Origin of the sequence: Enterococcus sp. LJL51, assembly GCF_049894025.1 — a bacterium.
Classification (GTDB): Bacteria; Bacillota; Bacilli; order Lactobacillales; family Enterococcaceae; genus Enterococcus_L.
In genome coordinates this window covers 22,320-43,059 of the sequence record NZ_JBNEQE010000007.1, presented here as the reverse complement: position 1 = coordinate 43,059, position 20,740 = coordinate 22,320, and the positions used below count along the sequence as shown (strand labels likewise).

At 39.0% G+C, this 20,740-nt stretch carries 19 protein-coding genes and 1 riboswitch; of the genes, 17 read left to right on the top strand and 2 right to left on the bottom strand.

Annotated features, from left to right (window positions below):
* Positions 1-112: 112 nt before the first annotated feature.
* From ACPWSO_RS08705 to ACPWSO_RS08695, 3 genes are all read left to right on the top strand, one after another.
* Positions 113-727 (top strand): histidine phosphatase family protein, encoded by a 615-nt coding sequence (locus tag ACPWSO_RS08705; RefSeq protein WP_426082549.1) that lies wholly within the window; start codon positions 113-115, stop codon positions 725-727.
* Between the two features lie 72 nt (positions 728-799).
* Entirely contained in the window at positions 800-1,378 is a 579-nt protein-coding gene (locus ACPWSO_RS08700; RefSeq protein ID WP_426082548.1) for a TIGR00730 family Rossman fold protein, read from the top strand.
* 26 nt (positions 1,379-1,404) lie between these two features.
* Positions 1,405-1,977, top strand: coding sequence for an adenylate kinase (locus ACPWSO_RS08695; RefSeq protein WP_426082547.1), 573 nt, complete (start codon positions 1,405-1,407; stop codon positions 1,975-1,977).
* Positions 1,978-2,002: 25 nt separating this feature from the next.
* On the opposite strand, the gene ACPWSO_RS08690 is transcribed toward ACPWSO_RS08695, so the two are convergent.
* Both ACPWSO_RS08690 and ACPWSO_RS08685 read right to left on the bottom strand, forming a co-directional pair.
* The gene (locus ACPWSO_RS08690) at positions 2,003-2,743 is read right to left on the bottom strand and encodes an amino acid ABC transporter ATP-binding protein (protein ID WP_426082545.1); all 741 of its coding nucleotides are present in this window, start codon (positions 2,741-2,743) and stop codon (positions 2,003-2,005) included.
* A gap of 12 nt (positions 2,744-2,755) precedes the next feature.
* On the bottom strand, positions 2,756-4,369 hold the full coding sequence (locus ACPWSO_RS08685) for an ABC transporter permease subunit (RefSeq protein WP_426082544.1): 1,614 nt from the start codon (positions 4,367-4,369) through the stop codon (positions 2,756-2,758).
* A gap of 82 nt (positions 4,370-4,451) precedes the next feature.
* Positions 4,452-4,627, bottom strand: a riboswitch (Lysine riboswitch).
* 387 nt (positions 4,628-5,014) lie between these two features.
* On the opposite strand from ACPWSO_RS08685, the gene ACPWSO_RS08680 reads away from it, so the two are divergent.
* The 14 genes from ACPWSO_RS08680 to ACPWSO_RS08615 all read left to right on the top strand — a co-directional run bounded on the left by ACPWSO_RS08680 (position 5,015) and on the right by ACPWSO_RS08615 (position 20,445).
* Positions 5,015-5,617 (top strand): YczE/YyaS/YitT family protein, encoded by a 603-nt coding sequence (locus ACPWSO_RS08680; protein WP_426082543.1) that lies wholly within the window; start codon positions 5,015-5,017, stop codon positions 5,615-5,617.
* A gap of 132 nt (positions 5,618-5,749) precedes the next feature.
* A complete protein-coding gene (locus ACPWSO_RS08675) occupies positions 5,750-6,394 on the top strand; it encodes an ABC transporter ATP-binding protein (RefSeq protein ID WP_426082542.1) in 645 nt (214 codons plus the stop codon).
* Positions 6,387-7,148, top strand: a complete 762-nt coding sequence (locus ACPWSO_RS08670; RefSeq protein ID WP_426082541.1) for an ABC transporter permease — start codon at positions 6,387-6,389, stop codon at positions 7,146-7,148. Before ACPWSO_RS08675 ends, ACPWSO_RS08670 begins: the two co-directional genes overlap by 8 nt.
* A gap of 36 nt (positions 7,149-7,184) precedes the next feature.
* Positions 7,185-8,333, top strand: coding sequence for a tRNA epoxyqueuosine(34) reductase QueG (gene queG, locus ACPWSO_RS08665; protein WP_426082540.1), 1,149 nt, complete (start codon positions 7,185-7,187; stop codon positions 8,331-8,333).
* A gap of 605 nt (positions 8,334-8,938) precedes the next feature.
* Positions 8,939-9,505 carry a LysM peptidoglycan-binding domain-containing protein gene (locus ACPWSO_RS08660; RefSeq protein ID WP_426082539.1) on the top strand — a complete coding sequence of 189 codons (567 nt, stop codon included), beginning with the start codon at positions 8,939-8,941 and terminating at the stop codon, positions 9,503-9,505.
* Positions 9,506-9,833: 328 nt separating this feature from the next.
* On the top strand, positions 9,834-10,373 hold the full coding sequence (locus ACPWSO_RS08655; protein WP_426082538.1) for an HdeD family acid-resistance protein: 540 nt from the start codon (positions 9,834-9,836) through the stop codon (positions 10,371-10,373).
* Between the two features lie 437 nt (positions 10,374-10,810).
* On the top strand, positions 10,811-11,824 hold the full coding sequence (locus tag ACPWSO_RS08650; protein WP_426082537.1) for a lipoate--protein ligase: 1,014 nt from the start codon (positions 10,811-10,813) through the stop codon (positions 11,822-11,824).
* A 16-nt stretch (positions 11,825-11,840) separates the two neighbouring features.
* Positions 11,841-12,572: an ATP-binding cassette domain-containing protein gene (locus ACPWSO_RS08645; protein WP_426082536.1), complete on the top strand. Its 732-nt coding sequence runs from the start codon at positions 11,841-11,843 to the stop codon at positions 12,570-12,572.
* Positions 12,569-13,243: a methionine ABC transporter permease gene (locus ACPWSO_RS08640; RefSeq protein WP_426082535.1), complete on the top strand. Its 675-nt coding sequence runs from the start codon at positions 12,569-12,571 to the stop codon at positions 13,241-13,243. Before ACPWSO_RS08645 ends, ACPWSO_RS08640 begins: the two co-directional genes overlap by 4 nt.
* A gap of 12 nt (positions 13,244-13,255) precedes the next feature.
* Complete coding sequence (locus ACPWSO_RS08635; protein ID WP_426082533.1) at positions 13,256-14,086, top strand: MetQ/NlpA family ABC transporter substrate-binding protein; 831 nt, start codon at positions 13,256-13,258, stop codon at positions 14,084-14,086.
* A gap of 459 nt (positions 14,087-14,545) precedes the next feature.
* The gene (locus ACPWSO_RS08630; RefSeq protein ID WP_426082532.1) at positions 14,546-16,279 is read left to right on the top strand and encodes a glucosaminidase domain-containing protein; all 1,734 of its coding nucleotides are present in this window, start codon (positions 14,546-14,548) and stop codon (positions 16,277-16,279) included.
* Between the two features lie 185 nt (positions 16,280-16,464).
* A complete protein-coding gene (locus ACPWSO_RS08625; RefSeq protein WP_426082531.1) occupies positions 16,465-17,820 on the top strand; it encodes a metallophosphoesterase in 1,356 nt (451 codons plus the stop codon).
* A gap of 221 nt (positions 17,821-18,041) precedes the next feature.
* On the top strand, positions 18,042-19,220 hold the full coding sequence (locus ACPWSO_RS08620; protein ID WP_426082530.1) for a hypothetical protein: 1,179 nt from the start codon (positions 18,042-18,044) through the stop codon (positions 19,218-19,220).
* Positions 19,221-19,239: 19 nt separating this feature from the next.
* Positions 19,240-20,445 (top strand): hypothetical protein, encoded by a 1,206-nt coding sequence (locus ACPWSO_RS08615; protein WP_426082529.1) that lies wholly within the window; start codon positions 19,240-19,242, stop codon positions 20,443-20,445.
* The last annotated feature ends 295 nt before the right edge of the window (positions 20,446-20,740 follow it).

Below are 20,740 nucleotides of genomic sequence, written 5' to 3'. Positions count from 1 at the left end.
CCAACCTATCATATCATATTTGATTTAAGACCGCAGAGTGAAAATGATTAGGACAGAAATCTGGAGAACTGCTATAATCTAAGACAGTAGAAGGAAAAGGGAGAGACAGTAGATGACAACATTTTATTTCGTGAGACATGGAAAAACTGAGTTAAACATAGCTGATAGTTTTCAGGGAAGCGGGGCAGACTCGCCGTTGCTTCAAGAAGGTATTGAACAAGCAGGCAAGCTAGGAAAACACTTGGCGGGAATTGCTTTTGACCAAGTAGTTGTCAGTACGCAGAAACGGGCCATGGATACGGCAAACTATATACTGACTGAGAACCATCATCTGAACGGTATGACGTTGCAATATCATGATGGATTAAGAGAGATAGGCTTTGGTGAAAAAGAGGCAATGAAGGTTGACTTTATGAATCAGCAAACTAAATATCTGCGGGAACGTCCGGATTTATATGACCCATCAGGTTTTGGAGGGGAGACTTATGATGAATTGGTCGCCCGCGGCTCAGCTGTAATCAGTGAACTAGAGGAGCGACATCCGGAAGGCAAGGTTCTGGTTGTTGCTCATGGCGTATTGCTGATTGTTCTGATTAATTATCTAAGTGGTCAGGAAAAAAGAAACTGGCGCAAAAATGGCCCTTTGGAGAACACTAGCTTAACCATCCTTCATAAAGAGGGAAAACACTATACAGTAGATACCTTTAATGATATTTCTTATCAATAAAGTGAAAGGAAGTACCTTATTGATAATGTTAATGATTGACAAGCTAGGATTAGTAAGAAGGGCGGCTGGCAAATGAAAAGAGCAGCAGTATATTGCGGTGCAAGTGAAGGAAATAGTCTAGTATATAAACAACAAGCCATTGAATTAGGCAACTGGCTGGTGGATAAGGGCTATGGATTAGTTTATGGCGGAGGCAATGTGGGATTAATGAAACGTATCGCTGATACAGTTTTAGCGAAGGGTGGCGAAGTAATCGGCGTAATGCCCAACTTCCTGATCGAACGGGAAATTGCTCATCCTGCTTTATCAGAGTTAATCACTGTCAGCAACATGCATGAACGGAAAAAGAAGATGATGGATTTGGCAGACTGCTACATTGCATTGCCGGGTGGTCCAGGAACTCTGGAAGAAATTTCTGAGGTTATATCATGGGCACGTGTTGGAGAACATGGAAATCCATGTATCTTATGGAATAGTCAGGGCTATTATGATTTGCTGGGTAGCTTTTTTAATCATATGGTGACCGAAGGCTTCCTCTCTCCAGCAGACCGGGAAAATATTTTAATTACAGAATCATTCTCTGAGATGAAAGCTTTTATTGATACTTATAAAGGTATAGCTGTAAGAGAGTATAAAAAAACTGAGCATTAGACTTTATTAGGAAAGGCGGGCATCAAGTGATTATTTTGATTGGCGGAGCCAGCTGCAGCGGAAAAACAGTACTGGCGCAAAAATTACTAGAGATTTACCACATTCCTTATTTATCCATTGATCATTTAAAAATGGGCTTAATTGGCGGCTACCCAGAATGTGGGTTTACACCGTTCAGCTCAGATGAAATAATCAATGAAAAGCTTTGGCCAGTATTAAAAAAAATCATTGAAGTAGCGATTGAAAATGAACAGCATTTGATTATTGAAGGCTGCTATTTACCTCAGGACAAGGTACATGAGCTGGCAGCTGCTCATCGCGAAATCGTGCCTGTCTATCTAGGGTTCTCAGAAGGGTACATTAGGAACCATTTTGAAGATGGAATACTTGCTTATCGGTCGACAATTGAACGGCGAAAATTTGCTGAAGACCGCCCCGTTCAGGAAATCATCGCTGAGCATGCAGAGACTAAACGAAAGTGTAAACAATACCAGCTCCTGTATCTTGAAACAGACGAGAAATATCAGGATATGCTGGATAGAGCAGTCGAACAAACAGCGGCAGCTATAAATAAAATGCAAGAGACTACTCTCCCGTGAGCAGCCTCTTGCATTTTGTTTATATTCATTCTTTTGATAGAATACGCTGCAGGAATTCTTTTGTCCGCACTTCTTTCGGATGGACAAAAATATCTTCTGCGCTTCCTTCCTCTGCGATAACGCCTTTATCCATGAAAATGACGCGGTCTGATACTTCTCGCGCAAACTCCATTTCATGCGTAACGATCATCATTGTCAGCCCAGTATGGGCCAAATTCTTCATCGTTTTTAGCACTTCTCCTACCATTTCAGGGTCAAGCGCAGAGGTTGGTTCATCAAATAAAAGAACATCAGGATTCATGGATAGTGCCCGGGCAATGGCTACCCGCTGTTTCTGACCTCCGGAAAGCTGAGCTGGTTTAGCTGTTACAAAGCGTGCCATGCCAACCTTTTCCAGGTTTTCCATAGCGATTGCTTCAGCTTCGCTTTTGTTGCGTTTTAAAACAGTAAGCTGACCAGTTGTACAGTTATCTAAAACGTTTAAGTTGTTAAACAAATTAAACTGTTGGAAAACCATCCCTAGATGGGTTCTGTATTTTGGCAAATCATAGCCAGGAGCTAAAACATTTTCTCCTTTATAAATAATTTTACCGTCTGTTGGTTTTTCCAGTAAATTAATGCAGCGGAGCATTGTTGATTTTCCAGAGCCGGAGGACCCGATAATCGTCACAACTTCGCCTTTTTCTACAGTTAGGTTGATATCTTTTAAGACTTCATTTTCACCAAAGTTCTTCTTTAAATGTTCAACTTCAATAATTGCATTCATCATAGGGCCTCCTTATTTATCTTCGCCTATTGCTACAGATTGTTCTGCTTCTTCAACAGGAATGTATGCTGAAGGTCCGTCGATGCGGTTTTCCAACCAGCGTAAAATCCGTGTTACTGTAAAAGTTAAAACAAAGTAAATCACACAGACGATGGAGAAGGTTTGGAAGAACTGATAGTTTGTTCCAGCCGCAGAATTAGCCTGGAAGAACAGATCAGAAACAGAAATAACACTCAGAACAGAAGTATCTTTAATGTTGATTACAAATTCGTTCCCCGTTGCCGGCATAATATTCCTAATAACCTGTGGTAAAACAATCTTTGTCATCGTTTGTCCATGAGTCATACCAATGGCCTGCGCTGCTTCAAACTGCCCTTTATCAACGGAGAAAATCCCGCCGCGGACAATTTCAGACATATAAGCACCTGTATTAATTGAGACAATAAACAAAGCGGCAACAGTACGATTTAAATCAATACCGAAAGCCAAAGCAATCCCATAGTAGATAACCATTGCCTGAACCATCATCGGCGTACTTCTGAAAATTTCAATATATGCGGATAAGAGCCAGTTAAAGATTTTCTGGAATGCACGTTTGCCCTTCTTCTCAGCTGTAGGGATTGTCCGGATAACGCCTATCAAAAGACCGATTAGCGTACCAACAATTGTACCGATAGAAGCCAACAGCAATGTTGTTCCAGTACCGCGCAGGAAAAGCGTACCATATTGACTAATAATATTTTTAAAATCACTAATCAGACCAGGCTTAGTTTGTTCTTCATCCGTTGAGCCTTCAGCAGCCGGCTGGTCTACGATGGCATCATCCATAATCTTTGTTCGTTCCTCAGGAGAAATATCTGCTAAAATAGCATTGATTTTTTCACGATTAGGATCTCCTTTACGAAGTCCGATAGCGATTGTAGTATCAGCAGGGTCAGTATTAAACCCATTTCCTTCTGAAAATTCCACCATCTTGATATCCGGATTCACACTTTCAGCAGTAACGCCTTCCGGCCGTTCACTAACATAGCCGTCAATGACACCAGAAGCTAAGGCTGTCCGCATAGCACCAAAGTCCGCTTGTGCCTGCTGCTTCTGGACATCAGGAATTTGATCAATGACAGTATAATGGAAGGTATTCAGCTGAGCAGTAACCTTAGCACCACTGAAATCAGCTAGACTTTTTGCATTTGCATACTTGCTGTCTTTACGAGTAACGATAACAAGATTAGATTCATAGTAAGGATCAGAAAAATCGATTTCCTTTTTACGTTCTGGTGTTGGCGACATGCCGGCGATTACAGCATCAATTTTTCCAGATTGTAGTGCTGGAGCCAGACCGTCCCATTTTGTTTTGACAATCACTAGTCGTTTGTTCAGTCCTTCAGCTACTTTCTTAGCAATCTGGACATCATAGCCTCCTGCGTAGGAGTGGTCGCTAGGAATTGCTACAGCACCGTTGGCATCTGTTGTCTGCGTCCAATTGAAAGGAGCGTAGCCGGCTTCCATTCCGACTCTGAACTCACCATTTGCTGTACTGCTTTCTGCTTTGACAGTCAGCGGCGTGAAGAACAGACCTAATAAAAGTGTAAACAGAAAACCAAAGGAAATACTTTTTTTATTCATAATACTAATTCTTCCTTTCTTTACTATAAATACAAAAAAACAACCATACGCATGTTGGTTGTTGATAACAGTCGTCTCCTCAACAGAACATAGCGCAACTTGGCATTACTGCCAAGACAGTCCACCAGCTGTTCGCATAGTGTCCCAACATACAACAGAGAAGGCTGCTGTACATTTCGGCGGTTGTTCCTAGGCTTGCTTCAACGTGTCCTTTCACACTCCACAAGATTAATAAAAACCGCGACCTCTACCTCGATTTGAGGTACTATTCAGTTGTCATTCAAGTAGTAACTAGTCTACGATATCTAATAAAAAATGTCAATAGTTCAGAATGTTTGTGAAGAACTGGCTGACAGCTGCGGCTATTATTTACATGACTGCTTACTAAAAATAGTAGATTAAAGAGTAAATGCTAAAGTGCCGTTCTTTTTCAAGTTAGTCACTTTGAAATGACTAAATTATTACACCATAAAAAAGAAAGCGCTACCAAGAAAGTTGACAAGAATTAGAAGAAACACTATTATGGAAAGAGGCGCTGTTGAATAAAGGTAAAAAATACTGATTTATAGCTGCAAACTTCTTTTTATTAGGTTATTGCTATCAGCGGCCAAAGAATCTTTAAAAAAATAAGGAATGTGGAAAAATATGATTAAAAGAAAACCCGTCTATCGGATACTGTCTGTCTTTGCTGGAACGGCATTGACTGCACTATCCATCTCAGTATTATTGAAAGCGGGCTATGGTGTAGATGTACTAAGTGTTTTTTTAACGGGGATTCAAAAATACATACCTTGGGAGTTTGGTTATCTGAGTATGTCATTTAACGTCCTGATGATTGTGATTGCTTTTTTTATGCAACGTGAGTTAATCGGCGCAGGGACAATTATAAATGGGGTTTGTTTAGGACTGATGGTCAACTTCTTTTCTGGTCTCTTAGCTGATTGGGAGATGGGCATACCGCTCCTCTGGGGATTAGTAGCAGCTATTTGCTACGCTGTGGGCATCGGCTTGTATGTATCTGCTCAGATGGGCGCCGCCGCAATAGAATGTTTGTCATTTATGATTGAAAGCCGAACCAAAGGAAGTTTGAAGCTAATTAGAATTGCAATTGATGCTGTGCTTGTAGTAAGTGGCTTATTGCTGGGAAGCACAAGTTTCCACATTGCAACCTTTGTCTGTCTGCTGACTACAGGTCCGATTGTAGAATGGATGCTGAAGCGGTCGATGCGGACAAATGAACGTCCATAAAGTGAATGGATAATGAAGCTGTTTCAAAAACCAGTATTTTATTTGGTTTTTGAAGCAGTTTTTATCTTTATTTTGAAATGATCAGCAGAATCAGGTACCCTTGAATAGAAGTAGTTGGAAGGAGCAGCGATGATGACGAAAGATATTTTGTTAGCAAAGAGTGTCGTTTATCGGACGGAGAAAGAAGCAATTATAAAAGGGGTTGATTTAGCAGTTGAGACAGGTGATTTTTTAACACTGACAGGACCTTCTGGGGGCGGGAAAAGTACCTTTTTGAAGTTGCTTGCTTCACTGTTATCGCCATCAGACGGAAAGATTTATTATAAGGGTACGGATTTGTCTGAGCTCGATCCAGTTGCTTACCGACGAGAGGTTTCTTATGCATTCCAGCAGCCGGTATTATTTGGAGAGACAGTTTATGACAATCTTGTATTTCCATTTGAGGTAAGAGAAGTGCCCGTTAATCAGAAAAGAATTAGAGAAAAGCTGGCTCAGGTTTATTTAGATGAAGCATTTCTGGAGAAAAAAATAAGTGAGCTATCTGGAGGAGAAAGACAGCGCATTGCGTTGCTGCGCAACATTTTATTTATACCTGAAGTGCTGCTTTTGGATGAAGTTACTGTGGGGCTGGATGAGGAAAGTAAAAAGATTGTCAATCAGCTGATTCAGCAGGTCCATCATCAGGGGGCAACGATTATCCGGGTAACTCATGATAGTGAAGAGCTGGCGCAATCAGCCAAAATTATACAGATAACAGGAGGGAAGCTGGATGAATGATTTAGCGGTTACTGGACAGTCTTTAGGCTGGTCTTTGCTGCTTGTGGGGATTGCTTTGGGGATTAGTCTGAATCAGAAGCTGGGACTGGGCAAAGACATTATCTATAGTGTTTGCCGTGCGGTTGTTCAGCTGATTGTTGTAGGCTATGTATTGAAATATATTTTTCAAACAGATATCCTCATTTTGACACTGGTGATGGTACTGGTAATTATTTTTAATGCTGCTTGGAACACAAAGCAGCGTAATCCTTCGCTGCAGCATGCGTTCCTGTATTCCTTTGCAGCTATTTTTCTAAGCACCTCGATTACGCTTGGGACATTGATTTTTGCAGGAGCAATAAAAATTATTCCTTCACAGCTTGTACCGATTTCAGGAATGATTGCCAGCAATTCGATGATAGCAATTGGTCTTTGCTACAAGCATATGCATACATTGTTTTATAATCAGCGGCAGCAGGTCTTGGAAAAGCTTTCTCTGGGAGCCGATGTTTCTTTAGCTTCAAAAAACATTCTAAGAGAAAGCATCAAGGTGGCGATGCAGCCTACGGTGGACTCTGCAAAAACAGTGGGGCTAGTCAGTCTGCCGGGAATGATGTCAGGGCTGATTTTTGCCGGAGTTGATCCCGTTCATGCGATTAAGTATCAGATAATGGTTACATTTATGCTTCTTTCCACGACGAGTATTGGAGCAATTATTGCTGGCTATCTATCCTACAAGGAGTATTATAATAATCGTAAGCAGCTGCGGATATAGTTCTAGCTGGTTAAAATCGAACGGAGGCGAAATAGGATGACTGACTTGAAAAGTAAAATCATTGAAGAGAGTAAACGTCTTGGGATTGATAAGATTGGCTTTGCGTCAGCAGCTCCTTTTGATCATTTAGAAGCTTCTTTACAGGAGCAAAAGGAACGAGGCTATACATCAGGATTTGAACATCCGATTATTGAAGAACGGATTTACCCGGAACGAACATTTGAGCATCCACAGACAATTATAGCGATTGCGCTAGCCTATCCGACTAAGGCCAAGGGAAAGGTTCCGCGAGATGAAAAACGAGGACAATTTGCTAGAGCTTCGTGGGGAATGGATTATCACGATATTTTACGTGAGCGTTTAAATGGGTTGATTGATTTTATTCGTGAGCAGGCGGAAACGATAGAGGAAAAAGAAAGCTGGCGTTTTAAGCCTCAGGTGGACACTGGGGAGCTGATTGATGTTGCGGCGGCACAGCGTGCAGGGTTGGGCTTTATTGGCAGGAATGGTCTGCTGATTACAGAAGAGTTTGGTTCTTTTGTTTATTTGGGCGAGATTGTAACGAATATTTCTTTTGAAGTGGATCAGCCTGTTCCTTTTGGCTGTGGCGAATGTACGCGCTGTGTGACTGCTTGTCCAACGCAGGCTTTATTGGGTGATGGACGAATGAATGCACCGCGCTGTCTGTCTTATCAGACTCAAACCAAAGGTATGATGCCGGAAGAATATCGAAAGAAGATGCATAATGTGATTTACGGCTGTGACATTTGCCAATTAGTCTGTCCTTATAATAGAGGAAAAGATTTTCATTTTCATGAAGAAATGGAACCGGAGATAGATAGTGTTTATCCAAAACTGGAACCGATGCTTAGCATGACCAATAAGGAATTCAAAGAACAATTTGGCCATCTCGCTGGATCATGGCGCGGGAAAAAGCCGCTGCAGCGGAATGCACTGATTGCTCTAGCTAATTTGGGCGGTAGAGAAGCACTACCACAAATTTTAGAATGTACACAAGATATTCGACCAGTGATTCGAGGTACTGCGGCCTGGACGATTGGTAAATTAGGCAATCGTGAACCGGAAAAATGGTTGAAAATATTGACTGAGCTTCTGCAAGTTGAAACAGAAGAAGAGGTATTACATGAAATACAAGGGGCGATTCGTCAATTAACAAAAGAATAGTTACTTGGAAGATATCTAACTGGAGTGAAACTTGGAGTATTGAGTGTTTGTCTCGACTTCCTATTTTTTTATTACCATTATGGGTTAATGTATATTTCTCAAATAGAATATTTACAGAATCTGCATGAAAGTATCTTTGTTTGAGGCTGAACCGTCAGAAGGATAATGATTTCTGACGGTGTTTTTTTAGTTGTTTAGAGAATAGATGAAGAAATATATGAATATTTTGTATGAAATAATCAAAGAAATTATCTGAAAATGTCATAAAAGCAGTGTAGTCATTGATTTTTCACATTACAGTTTTGATATAAAAAGCTCTTTTTTTGAAAAAAAGACCGAAATAAAAGGAGAAAACGATGAGAATAAAATAAACAAATACAAATTTTCTTCCTTTTTTATAAAAAAAGACGGTTTTTTATAAATATAAATTAAATAATAAATCCTTTTATATCAAGTTCTTTATCGATTTTTTTTACAGAGTGTTACGAAAAATCAATACTCGTAATGAATTGTCACTATACTTTTACCTATGAAATACGCTGGGATGATAAAGTATGAAAAGTCTCATACGAGAGATGAAAACTTTTTATGAAGGAGAATAGATAATGAAATCTATTAAAACAATTCTACTAGGAACAATTGCGGTAGCAACATTTGGAATTTTTGCAGGAACTACAGACGTGCATGCAGACACTATATATACTGTTCAAACAGGAGACAGCCTTTCAAAAATTTCACAGCAAGTGTTTGGCGACAGCTCTTTAATCCAAAAAATTGCTGAAGACAATAACATTGAAAATATCAATATGATTTATACTGGTCAACAACTGATTATTAAAACTGATGATGGAGAAAAGATTGAAGCAGCTCCAGCAGTTCAAGCTGAAACCGTTCAGGCAGCTCCAGTAACTGAAGCAGCACCTGCGGCAGCAGAATCTAGCTATACTGGTACATCTTCATCTGCCAAAGAATGGATTGCACAAAAAGAATCAAGCGGTTCTTACTCAGCAACAAACGGCAGATATATCGGTAGATATCAATTAGATGCTTCATACCTAAATGGGGATTATTCAGAAGCGAATCAAGAACGCGTAGCAGATCAATACGTAACACAACGCTATGGTTCATGGGAAGCGGCACAAGCTTTCTGGTTAGCTAACGGCTGGTACTAATCAATTAAATAATAAATGATTGCTATCAAATAGATTAGATAGGCGAGAGTGTGACATGACTCATTGAGTTATGTCACACTCTCGTCTTTTTTAGGAGTAAAGAAATTACTAGCTATTTATGGTTATAAAGGCAATCATAACAACGGATATTGAAAAAGGAATTTAGCCAATATCTCGCTTCACGGGTTTGTTCAGTTTTTTTGAAGTCGATTAATCGAAAATAAATACGCAGAAAATGAGAAATTTGATAGAAGTTGCGGGATATGATTCTAAATAGTAGTTTTCGATAAGAAAAGTTTATACAATAGAGAAATAGGAGGCGGTGGAGATGGATACACTGATTTATCATTTGAAAAAGCATGCACTGCTTAGAGGGATTATCTATGTTCTTCTAGGAATAGCTGTGGTTGTTAACCCATCTGGCGTATTTAACATCACGGTTTATGTAATTTCGGGTTACCTGGCATTTATGGGCCTGCTGGATTTGATAGAAGGAATTAGAGTTAGGCAGAAAGAAGGTATTTACGACAGCAGCTTTGTTCTGGGAATTCTCCTGCTGGTATTGGCGGGCATTGTTTTAGTGTTTTCAAAAGCTATTGTTAGTATTTTACCAATATTCCTAGGTCTGCTGGTTGTAACAGTGGGGAGTGCTCGTTTAATTCAGTCCTTCAATCTGAGAAAATATACAACTGTTAACTGGGGTCTGCTGTCTTTTTATGGGATTGTGCTGATAATTGGCGGAGGTCTGCTGATATTCAATCCGTTCCGAAGTGTTTTATTTCTTTTTCAATTGTTTGGCGGAATTCTTATTTTTATGGGAATTTCAGAATGCTTAACTTTTTTTCAGTTACGTAAGATTGAGCACTAAACGAAAGCGGTCTTTCCGATGTGTATTTTTACTTAAGTGAAAGCGGTGGTTGGTCTAAGAATTGAGTATTGAACTTTTCAAAATTCAGTTTTAGTTTCGTATGCCGATTATTCCGCTAAAATCTTTCATACAAGTGGAACTGACCTGTTGGATTTTGCTATAAAAAATGAATATGAACTATCTTTTATTCGAGATTTAGAGATTGGTGCAGCGTCATTTTGACGATTGCTCCAATCTTTTTTATGATTAATTGAGAAAATGATGATACAGAAAAACAGCTGTATCATATTTTTTATTCTGTTATATAAAAATGAGTTTAATTAAAATACGTTTGTTTTATTCAAGCATATATAGTGTGATAATAGTTGTTTTTGTGTTATTATCAAATTGTTATTTTAAATAAATGTATAAATACAGATTGGAAGGGTGTGGTTCTGATGTACTATATTCATTTAGATTCGAAAGATATAAGAGAAAATCTTGCAGCAGAACAATATATTTTAAATAGATTGTCTTTCGATGAACCTTTAGTACTCTTTTATATACAAAGCCCTTGTGTGATTATTGGACGAAATCAGAATGCCTTCGCTGAGATAAACCGAACCTACGCTAGAGAGAAAAATATCACAGTTACACGTAGACAGTCTGGGGGCGGTGCAGTTTATGATGATTTAGGCAATGTCAGCTTTAGCTTTATCATGAATGCGGCCGGCAATAATTTTGGTGATTTTAAGCATTTTACACAACCGATAATAGACGCCCTTCACAGGATGGGCGCAGCTACAGCAGCAATGAATGGCAGAAATGATCTGTTCATTGATGATAAAAAGTTTTCAGGTAACGCTATGTATAAAAAAGGGACTAAGATGTACATGCATGGTACGTTGATGTTTGATGTGAATCTGCAGGAAATGGAGACAGTTCTTCAGGTGTCGGAGAAAAAACTAGAGTCAAAAGGAACAAAATCAGTTAGAAGTCATGTGACAAATATTAAGCCTTATCTAAATAAAAAATACCAGAAAATCACAACAGAAGCTTTTCGTGATCAACTGACTCTACAGCTATTTTCTGCAGCAGAGTTGGGAGACATTCAGGATAGAAAATATGAGCTGACAGCTTTTGATTATCAGGAAATCAATAAGCTAGTTGAGAAAGTTTATGGAAATGATCAATGGATTTATGGAGAAGCACCAGAGTTTTCTCTACAAAAAGAAAAAAAGTTTCCAAGTGGTCTGCTTGATATTCGGTTGTCTATCGATAAAGGAAAAATTAAATCCATACGAATTTATGGTGATTATTTTAGTCAGAAAGACAGTAGAGATGTAGAGGCTCTATTAACAGGAGCCGACTACGATGACAAGTCCATTGAAAGGGTGCTGGCGAATATTTCTATGGAGGAATACTTCTCTGGTATATCGAAGGAAACCTTTATTCGACTGCTGCTGGACTGATAAAAGGAGAGACTGGATGATTGTTTTTGATAACGTAAGCAAAATATATGAACACCGCGGAGGGAAAACACTGGCGCTGCAGGAGATAAATCTGCAGATTGAAAGCGGTGAAATTTTTGGCATAATCGGTGAGAGTGGTTCTGGTAAATCCACCCTGTTAAAGCTCTTGAGTACACTGGAGGTACCAGATAGTGGACGATTGGAAGTTGATGGTGAGGATCTTGAGAAGTTGACAGCATCAGCCCGAAAAAATAGGCTGCGTAAGACAGGGGTTGTCTTTCAGCACTTCAACTTGCTTTACAACCGAACAGTTCGGGAAAACGTCGAGTTACCGCTTAAATTAGCTGGGAAGGACAATTCCCAAGCGGTTGAAGAGATTCTGCGTTTTGTAAAAATTGATTCTAAAGCAGAGGTTTATCCAAAACAATTAAGCGGTGGGGAAAAGCAGCGGACAGCTATTGCCAGAGCTTTAGTGACAGCGCCTAACTTGCTCTTGTGTGACGAACCTACATCAGCATTAGATGGACAACACGCCTATGAAGTTAGAACTTTATTGAGAAAGATTAATCATGAGCTGGGAACAACTATTATAGTGGTTAGCCATGAGCTGGAGTTAATTCAGCAATTGTGTAATCGAGCAGCTATTGTTGAGAAAGGCCGGTTGCTTGAAACGGTAACTCTTGCCAAAAAAGCGGATAATCCAGTGTATGCCTCCTACTATGAACGAATCAAGGAGGTATTAAGTTGACAGAGTATTTCAATCAGCTGAGCTACTATGGACCAGAACTGGCTAAAGCATTGGCAGAAACTGGAGAGATGCTGCTTTACTCCATTTTATCTGCACTCTTAATTGGCTTGCCTATGGGAACATTTCTGTTTATGTCTCGAAAAAAACAAGCATCGTCCACTCGTTTACTTTCCGTCGTATTAAACCGTCTAATCGATATTATCCGCTCATTTCCATTCCTGTTACTGGTTATTGCGTTAATTCCGATAACTAGAGGAGTGTTGGGAACAGCGTTTGGAACGAGGGCGGCAGCTTTTCCGCTGTCTTTTGTTTCCGCCGCTCTTTATGCGCGCTTGGTTGAGCAAGTTTTGCTAGATGTTCCAAAAGAAGTCTCTGAGTTGGCTCAGGTGTTAGGCGCCGGGAAAAGGCAGTTGGTTATGCAGTTTCTATATGTGGAAGCTAGGTCTGGACTTGTGCTGACGCTGACTTCAGTCATTGTCAGTATGGTTTCCTATTCTACTGTGATGGGTGTTGTCGGTGGCGGTGGTATTGGCGATTTCGCATTAAGGTACGGTTATCAGCGATATGAATACGGATTGATGTATACAGCTATTATTTTAATGATTCTTTTTGTTGCTTCGATTCAGATAATTGGGAATCGAGTTGCTGAAAAAATAGATAAAAGACATTAGGAGGAGTATAAAGTGAAAAAGTCTATACAATTATTTTTACTGTTAAGCACAGTAGTTTTTCTGACGGCTGCTTGCGGACAGAAGAAAACGACAGCTAGCGATAATGAAGCTGCTGTAGATAAAACTATTCGAGTAGCCTCTCATATGCCGCCAATGACAGATGTGGTTGAGATAGCTGGCGATGTACTCAAAAAAGAGGGCTATGAGCTTGAACTGGTTCAAGTGAATGACAATATTCAGTACAATGAGCTTTTAAAGGAAAAGGAAATTGATGCAAACTTTGCCCAACATGAACCCTTTATGGAAAAATTCAATAGCGAGAAGCAGGCAAATCTTGTGGCGGTTCAAAAAATCTATAATGCTAAAGTGGGATTTTACTCAAAAGAATATCAATCTACTGAAGATATCCCGAATGGAGCAAAAGTGGCTTTGCCTAGCGATATATCTAATGAGGGGCGGGCATTAGCAATTCTTGCTGATCAAGGGCTGATAACATTGAAAGAGGGCGTTGGCTTTGAAGGGACTATTAAGGATGTAGAGACTAATCCTAAAAATCTTGAATGGCTGTCTGTGGATTTGTTGAATCTGGCTGAAGCTTATAATGAAAAAGATGTTGCTCTTGTTTATAATTATCCGACATATATTGCGAAGGTTGGCTTAACGCCGGCGGATGCACTGTTTTTGGAGCAAACAATTGATGAGCGTTTTGCAATTAGTCTAGTTGCTCGTGAAGATAATCAGACTTCAGAAAAAATCAGCGCACTAAAAAAAGCAATGACGAGTGATGAAGTACGTAATTTTCTGGAGCAGAAGCATGGCGAAACGCTGACGCCAGCCTTCTAAACATAGCTGAAATAGAACTGAGATGGTTTTGTAAACTGTCTCAGTATTTTTTTATAACTTGAGAAAGAAAACATGTACAAAAAGAAGCTATATGCTATACTATTCAAAAAATAAAAATGAAGCAAGAGTGAGTAAGTACGGCTTTTTATGCCAGTGAAATTTTGTTAAGTAATCCATCATTATTTTTACCGGGTTGGCAGTAGCTTTTTTTGAATATTTCTTTTGCTTTATACAGTAATTCGTGTGATTTTACTTTTTTCAACATAAGTTAATGACAGTAAGATTAGAGAAAGCGTTTTCTTCGTGGGTTTGTCTTGTAAATTTTAGCAATTTGATAAATTTTTGAGAAGAAAATGCTTTTCTTTTCTGGTATAATGATAACGAGTGTCCTGGGGGATATTGTTTATTATTGATTGCATACAGAAAAAACGTTTATGTTCTGAAAGGAAGAATGGGTTAATGAAAAGGAAAAAAAGTCTAAAAAGAATATGTCTTGCTAGTGCTGGACTTTTGACTGCCTCTACAGCTTCCGCTTTCACAGAGAGTACGATTATTTCTGCACAAAATAAAACACAGGATTCAGTTTTAGAGAGTACCAATCAGACTGAAACTGAAGAAGTTTTACTAAGTACAGAAGTAACAACTGAATATGAAAATTTTGAAGAAAGTTCAACAGTTGAATCAGAAACTGAGACAACTGAGTCTTCTGACAGTCAGGAAAGCACTTCGTCAGAAGAAACGACTGAAACAAATACAAGCGAAAGCAGTACAGAGGAAAGCAGTACCGAAGACAGCAGCACAACGGACAGCAGTTCGACGGAAGAGTCTTCCACAACAGAAGACAGCAGTACAACCGACAGCAGTTCGTCCAGTTCTACTACAGATAGTTCTACCTCCACTTCTTCATCAGGTGGAAGTACTGGAACAACGACCAGCTCCAGTAAACCGAACAAACCAAGTAAGCCTGGAACTTCAACAAGTAAACCGAATAAGCCGAGTGTTTCAACAGGCGGAAGCCGTCCGGGTTCTTCGATTAGTGGAAATACAACTTCTTCAACAGTAGTTGGACCTACACAACCGACATACCAGTATAATCAAACTTCAGGAACCAGCAATACAAATTACGGCATTTCGACAGCAGTATATTATATTCCTAGAAATTTAACTACGCAGGCATTCATTAATGAGATTGGTGAAGATGCTAGAGAGATTGCCGGAAAAAATAATTTGTATGCTTCAGTCATGATTGCACAAGCAATTCTTGAAAGCGGCTCAGGCAATAGCGCATTAGCTTCTGCGCCAAACTATAACCTGTTTGGCATCAAGGGAAGTTATGAAGGCTCCAGTGTCAATTTCCTAACACAGGAAGACACAGGCGGCGGTCAGATGATTAGTATTCGAGCTGGGTTTAGAAAATATCCGTCTTATAAAGAGTCGCTGACAGACTACATGAAATTATTAAGTAATGGAGTAAGCGGTAATAAGAATTTCTATAGCGGTACATGGAAAAACAAAACAGATGGATATCAAGATGCAACGAAATATCTGACAGGTCGTTATGCCACAGATACGAGCTATGCATCCAAACTAAATAGTCTAATCAAAGCTTATGAGCTGGATCAATATGACGAGCTGAATGCTGAGAAAGAAACATTGAGCAGTATAAGTAAAAAAGTCACAGATAAAGTGAAAAAAGATATTGATTTGACAAAAGATGAAGAGAAAAAAGAGCAATTGGATATTCTCTATCATGTTGTTAAAAAAGGTGAGTCGCTGAAATCAATTAGTGAATTATACAATATCCCTGTTTCAGCTATTCTAGAAAGAAATCAATTTGAACGCCGGATGATTTTTGTAGGTCAAAAACTGATTATCCCAACTACAGACGTAGAGAAGGAAACAACTGTTGTTCAAAAAGAAGAAATTGTTGACCGTTCTATTCGTAGTGTTCAGCGAGTAATCCGCTCTATTCAAGGAGAGGAAAAGAACAGCAACAAGTCTTACAACCTGACTGCCTCTAAGAAGAAGAGCACCAGTGTTTACGAAGTACAATCAGGAGATACCTTAGCAAAAATCTCCAAAAAAACAGGCATTTCTATTCTTTCACTAAAAGAATGGAATAATCTGGATCAGTACTTCCTAACAGAAGGACAGGAACTTGTTTTGACTCCGCCGTATACGACATCAATTTAAATTGAATGCTAGCTAAAAAAACAGGCGGGACAGAAGCTGCTTCTGTCCCGCTGTCTGTTCGATTTGAATAGCTTATGTGGCTGGGATGTTCATTATCCCAGCCATTTTCAAACCATTGGTTTGAAAATGGCTGTCACATTTACTGTAAGGATACAGTAGTAGTTATTGTAAAGCAGGTGGAAAAGATGAAGAAAAAAACAGTCCTTGTAGTTATCATAGCGGTCAGCGTACTGCTAATTTTTCTGTTTGCCAGTACAGTCAATGAGAAACCAAAGACGAAGGCACTTGAAAGCAGCGAAGAAGTACTTCAAAAAGCGGACTTGGACTTTTGGATTATTACAGATCCTCATTACATTTCTAAGGAGCTGTATGATCAGGGAGAAGCCTTTCAGTTTATACAGTCTACTGCAGCGGGCAAGGACTTGATTTATCAGACAGAAAGCCTGCAGGCTCTTATCGCAGAAGCTCTTGCTGAAAAACCGGACGGATTGATTGTTACAGGGGATGTTACATTAAATGGAGAGAAAATCAGCGCAGAAGCTTTTGCTAAACTTCTTTCTCCGCTGAGAGATGCGGGTATACAAACCTTTATTATTCCAGGGAATCATGATATTTATGATGGCTGGGCTAGGAAATATACGAAAGATAAGCAGGAAAAAACGGCGCAGATTTCACCGGATGATTTCAGAACAATCTTTGCTGAAACTGGCTATAAAGGAGCAGCAGCTTATGACGAAAAGTCATTAAGCTATATGGTTCAGATAAATGATTCCTATAATTTTGTGTTTTTAGATACAAATATTTATACGATTGAGCCTTCAAACCGCAATCCGGTGACTGCCGGAAAACTGTCTCAGGAAACAAAAGCATGGCTGGATGAGCAGTTGAAGCAAGGAGAGAGTTCTGCTAAAACAACATTGGTGTTTATGCACCATAACTTGTTTTCTCATAATGAAAGAGTGAATAAGGGGTATGTCTTAAACAATGCGCCTGAAATCAAAGAGCTATTGAAAAAGTATAAAGTTCCAGCTGTATTTTCCGGTCATATTCATGCTCAGGATATTTTAACAGATAAAGAGACAGGAATTACAGAAATAGTCACTGGTTCTTTTTCACTATCACCTCATCCTGTAGGTGTTCTGTCGCTAAAAAATAAGAAGATGTGCTATTATAGAAAAGAAACCGATGTAGACCGTTGGGCGCAGGATACAAAACAGGAAGATGAAAATTTATTGAAGCATCATGAGTATCTGGAAAATTTATTTATAAAAGATGGCGAGGCAATGGCGTATCGTTCATTGTTGGGTGCTGGTTTTAAAGATGAAAAGAAGCTGGATGAAGCGGCGGCTTTTGTCGGCAAACTCAATCTATCCTTTTTTACTGGTGAAGATTCAATCACTGATGAGGCTGCGGATAAGTTGAGAAATTCTGATGCATACCAGACAATAAATGAGCAGGCTCCTGAACTGCGAGAGTACATTGATACAATCATTCAAGACAAAAATGACGATGACCTTCATTTCGAAAAAAGCTGGAACTAATAAAAGCTGTTTATTTTCTTATATTAAAGGAATATGTCGTAAAAAAGTGGATAAATGTTTGATAAAAATATTATATGTAGATAAAGACAGTAGCTGTCTTATCTCTATAATTTATATAAAACCATAAAAAATGATGAGAAGATAAGATTGAAGTAACAAGGAGGATAGGATAAAATAGATTTATATTAATCTTTAACATAAACTAGGAAGGCTGTGAATACATGTTCTCTTTTTTAAAAAAAGGAAAAAATAAATCAAGAAAAAAACACGATGATGATGAATACTATGATGACGACGAGTACGATGAGTACGACGACGATGATTATGATGATGACGATTACGACGATGATGATGATTATGATGACGACGATTACGACGACGATGACGATGACGATTACGATGATGACGATGATTATGATGACGATGACGATGACGATGATGATTATGACGACGACGATGACGATGATGATTATGACGACGACGATGACGATGATGATTATGACGACGACGATGACGATGATGATTATGACGACGATGATGATTATGATGAAGCACCAAAACGCTTCCCGTTCAAGAAAAAGGAAAAAGCTGCGCCAGCTCCTAAAAAGAGAAAACGTCCAGCTCCTGTCGTTGCCGATGATGGAGAGTTAGAAGAGCTTCAGGAAGAAAATGAACAGCTTCAGAATGAACTTCGTGATTTGAAAGCTGAACTGCGTAAAAGTCAACGTGCATTAAGTAAGGCCGAAGCAGAGACAGCAGAGCTTCGTGAAGAAAACAGCTCTTTGGAGAATGAACTGGCAACAGTTCAAGCAGTACCAAAAGATTATGAGCTGCGTATTGCTGAGCTTCAACAGCTGCAGCGGGATTATGATACATTATCAAGAGAAAATACCCGTCAGTCTGATGAGCTTGATTTGAATCGTAAGAAGGCTGATCGTTTCTCTCAAAAAGTACGTCAATATGAACAAGAATTACTTGCTAAGCAAGAAGAGATTGATAAGCTTTCAGAGGATCGCATTGTTATTATGTCTAGCGATCCGGCAACAACAGATACGTCTACTTATGAAGAGCTTTCAAGACTGCGTCAGGAGCTTGATACAACCAAGCGCCGTTTAGCACAGCAAGAGTTTTCAAATGATACACAGCTTTCCAAAGAAGATATCGGTGAAGTACTGCTTGAGGCGAAGCGTCAGGCAAAAGAAATTATTAATCAAGCGAATCATCGTGCGCAATTGATTAATGAGGAAGTTCAACGAAAAGCCGTTATTCTGAAACGTCTGGAAAAAGCTGAACGAGAGTATACAAACTACTACAACCGTATTAAGAATGTGAAGGAAGAGTCTGAGATGGCCTTCAATGAAATCATTAACTTAGTTAAAGAAGATCAACTGGATATATAGGAAAAGGAGGGATGATTCAGTGGATGAGGCATTTGATGTATTTTTTCACCAGAGAGCAATTCCTGATTACCTAGGAAAAACAATCTTCGAAGAAAAATCTGCGGACAAGCTACTCGTTTCGTGTGAAGCTATTTATGCCGAAGCAACTGGTGATAGTTTAACTTTATTAGAAAAAGAAGAACTAACTGAACAGCTGCGGGATTCACAGAAGAATCGTAACTATCTTGAAATCCAGTTTTTTCAGGTAGAACTTGATGAAGAAGCTTTACTGGAAGAGCTACAGGAATTGTTTCCTCAGTTTATTTGGACGAAAATGTCTGAAGAAATTGAGGATGAATTCAGCACATATGCGTGTGAATTTATTCCGTTAGCCATCCAAGGTGAAAACCAGGCAGTATACTTCAGTCTGAAAACTAGTCTTGAGCAAATGACAGGCAGTGCCAGACAATCAATCAGTGAGATGGTCGAAAAGCATTTACATGAAATTTTGAGTGAAGAAGCGGTGGAAGATAATCAGCCTGAAGAACTCTCATTTCCAGTAAGTGTCACTATTGAGCCCTCAAAAGAGGAAAGTAAAACAAAGCAAACAAAAGCTGAACCTTCGGAAGAGCTTTTTCCAGAAGTCAAAAATGTAAATGAAACCAGCATGGTACGTTCAGAAGAGAATGAGCTGGTTTACTTAAAAGAAAGTTTGAAACGAGAAAAAGCGTCAAAGGAACGTGTGCGGGTAGCAAAAGAAAAATTGGAACACGAGCTGCTCGCTATAGAAAATAGTTTGCTAGTCAGTGGCTTGAAGCGATTTAAGAAGCACAGAAAAATTACAGTCGATGAAGAAGACTGGTATAAATCTGTGAAAATTGATTTGATTCACTATGATGATTTGTATAAAAAAGCTAAGTTTATTGAACAGTCCTGGAAATTGAATAAAGAGTTAGTAACAATCACTGAAAAGATGACCGTTACTAAAGGAGAGCTGACTTACGAGCGTGAACGTGTTGAACGAATCAAGAATAGCGTATCGGAGATGGACCTCCAATCAATGATGGAACAGTGCCATTTAATTAATAATCGGGTACGGATTAATCGGGGATTCTGGTTTATTAAACCTTCGGTTAAGCTTTATCAAATTGATTATGAACAGCTGGAAAAAATCAGTGGATTCTTTGATGTCATTCAGACAGAAAACAGGTTGTTGGAACAAATTATACTTAAGTCGGAAAGTTAAATAACAAAAAAACTTGAAGCGAAATTCTCTTTTAGAGAAATTGCTTTAAGTTTTTTTTGTGTTATTAGAAATACGTTTTATTTTCATTGTTTTTAATCATTCCTATATGACGATGCAAAGTTTATATAAAGCGTTTTATTTTATTTTATGATTATTTTTGCAGTTATTTAATTTTGGTTTTAGATAGTGAAATAACGATTGCAGCAAATTGATTTCCATGAAATACGTCTCAAGTACCATGACAAATAACGTGTGTTACGTCACAATAGGTTATGTGATGAAAAATAGAAAAACA

What these genes read in the sequence shown, in the direction of transcription:
- ACPWSO_RS08675 (WP_426082542.1), top strand. Translation starts at nt 5,750, where the DNA reads ATGACGAAAGATATTTTGTTAGCAAAGAGTGTCGTTTATCGGACGGAG.
- ACPWSO_RS08645 (WP_426082536.1), top strand. Translation starts at nt 11,841, where the DNA reads ATGATTGTTTTTGATAACGTAAGCAAAATATATGAACACCGCGGAGGG.
- ACPWSO_RS08670 (WP_426082541.1), top strand. Translation starts at nt 6,387, where the DNA reads ATGAATGATTTAGCGGTTACTGGACAGTCTTTAGGCTGGTCTTTGCTG.
- ACPWSO_RS08700 (WP_426082548.1), top strand. Translation starts at nt 800, where the DNA reads ATGAAAAGAGCAGCAGTATATTGCGGTGCAAGTGAAGGAAATAGTCTA.
- ACPWSO_RS08680 (WP_426082543.1), top strand. Translation starts at nt 5,015, where the DNA reads ATGATTAAAAGAAAACCCGTCTATCGGATACTGTCTGTCTTTGCTGGA.
- ACPWSO_RS08705 (WP_426082549.1), top strand. Translation starts at nt 113, where the DNA reads ATGACAACATTTTATTTCGTGAGACATGGAAAAACTGAGTTAAACATA.
- ACPWSO_RS08655 (WP_426082538.1), top strand. Translation starts at nt 9,834, where the DNA reads ATGGATACACTGATTTATCATTTGAAAAAGCATGCACTGCTTAGAGGG.
- ACPWSO_RS08625 (WP_426082531.1), top strand. Translation starts at nt 16,465, where the DNA reads ATGAAGAAAAAAACAGTCCTTGTAGTTATCATAGCGGTCAGCGTACTG.
- ACPWSO_RS08660 (WP_426082539.1), top strand. Translation starts at nt 8,939, where the DNA reads ATGAAATCTATTAAAACAATTCTACTAGGAACAATTGCGGTAGCAACA.
- ACPWSO_RS08690 (WP_426082545.1), bottom strand. Translation starts at nt 2,743, where the DNA reads ATGAATGCAATTATTGAAGTTGAACATTTAAAGAAGAACTTTGGTGAA.
- queG (WP_426082540.1), top strand. Translation starts at nt 7,185, where the DNA reads ATGACTGACTTGAAAAGTAAAATCATTGAAGAGAGTAAACGTCTTGGG.
- ACPWSO_RS08685 (WP_426082544.1), bottom strand. Translation starts at nt 4,369, where the DNA reads ATGAATAAAAAAAGTATTTCCTTTGGTTTTCTGTTTACACTTTTATTA.
- ACPWSO_RS08620 (WP_426082530.1), top strand. Translation starts at nt 18,042, where the DNA reads ATGTTCTCTTTTTTAAAAAAAGGAAAAAATAAATCAAGAAAAAAACAC.
- ACPWSO_RS08650 (WP_426082537.1), top strand. Translation starts at nt 10,811, where the DNA reads ATGTACTATATTCATTTAGATTCGAAAGATATAAGAGAAAATCTTGCA.
- ACPWSO_RS08630 (WP_426082532.1), top strand. Translation starts at nt 14,546, where the DNA reads ATGAAAAGGAAAAAAAGTCTAAAAAGAATATGTCTTGCTAGTGCTGGA.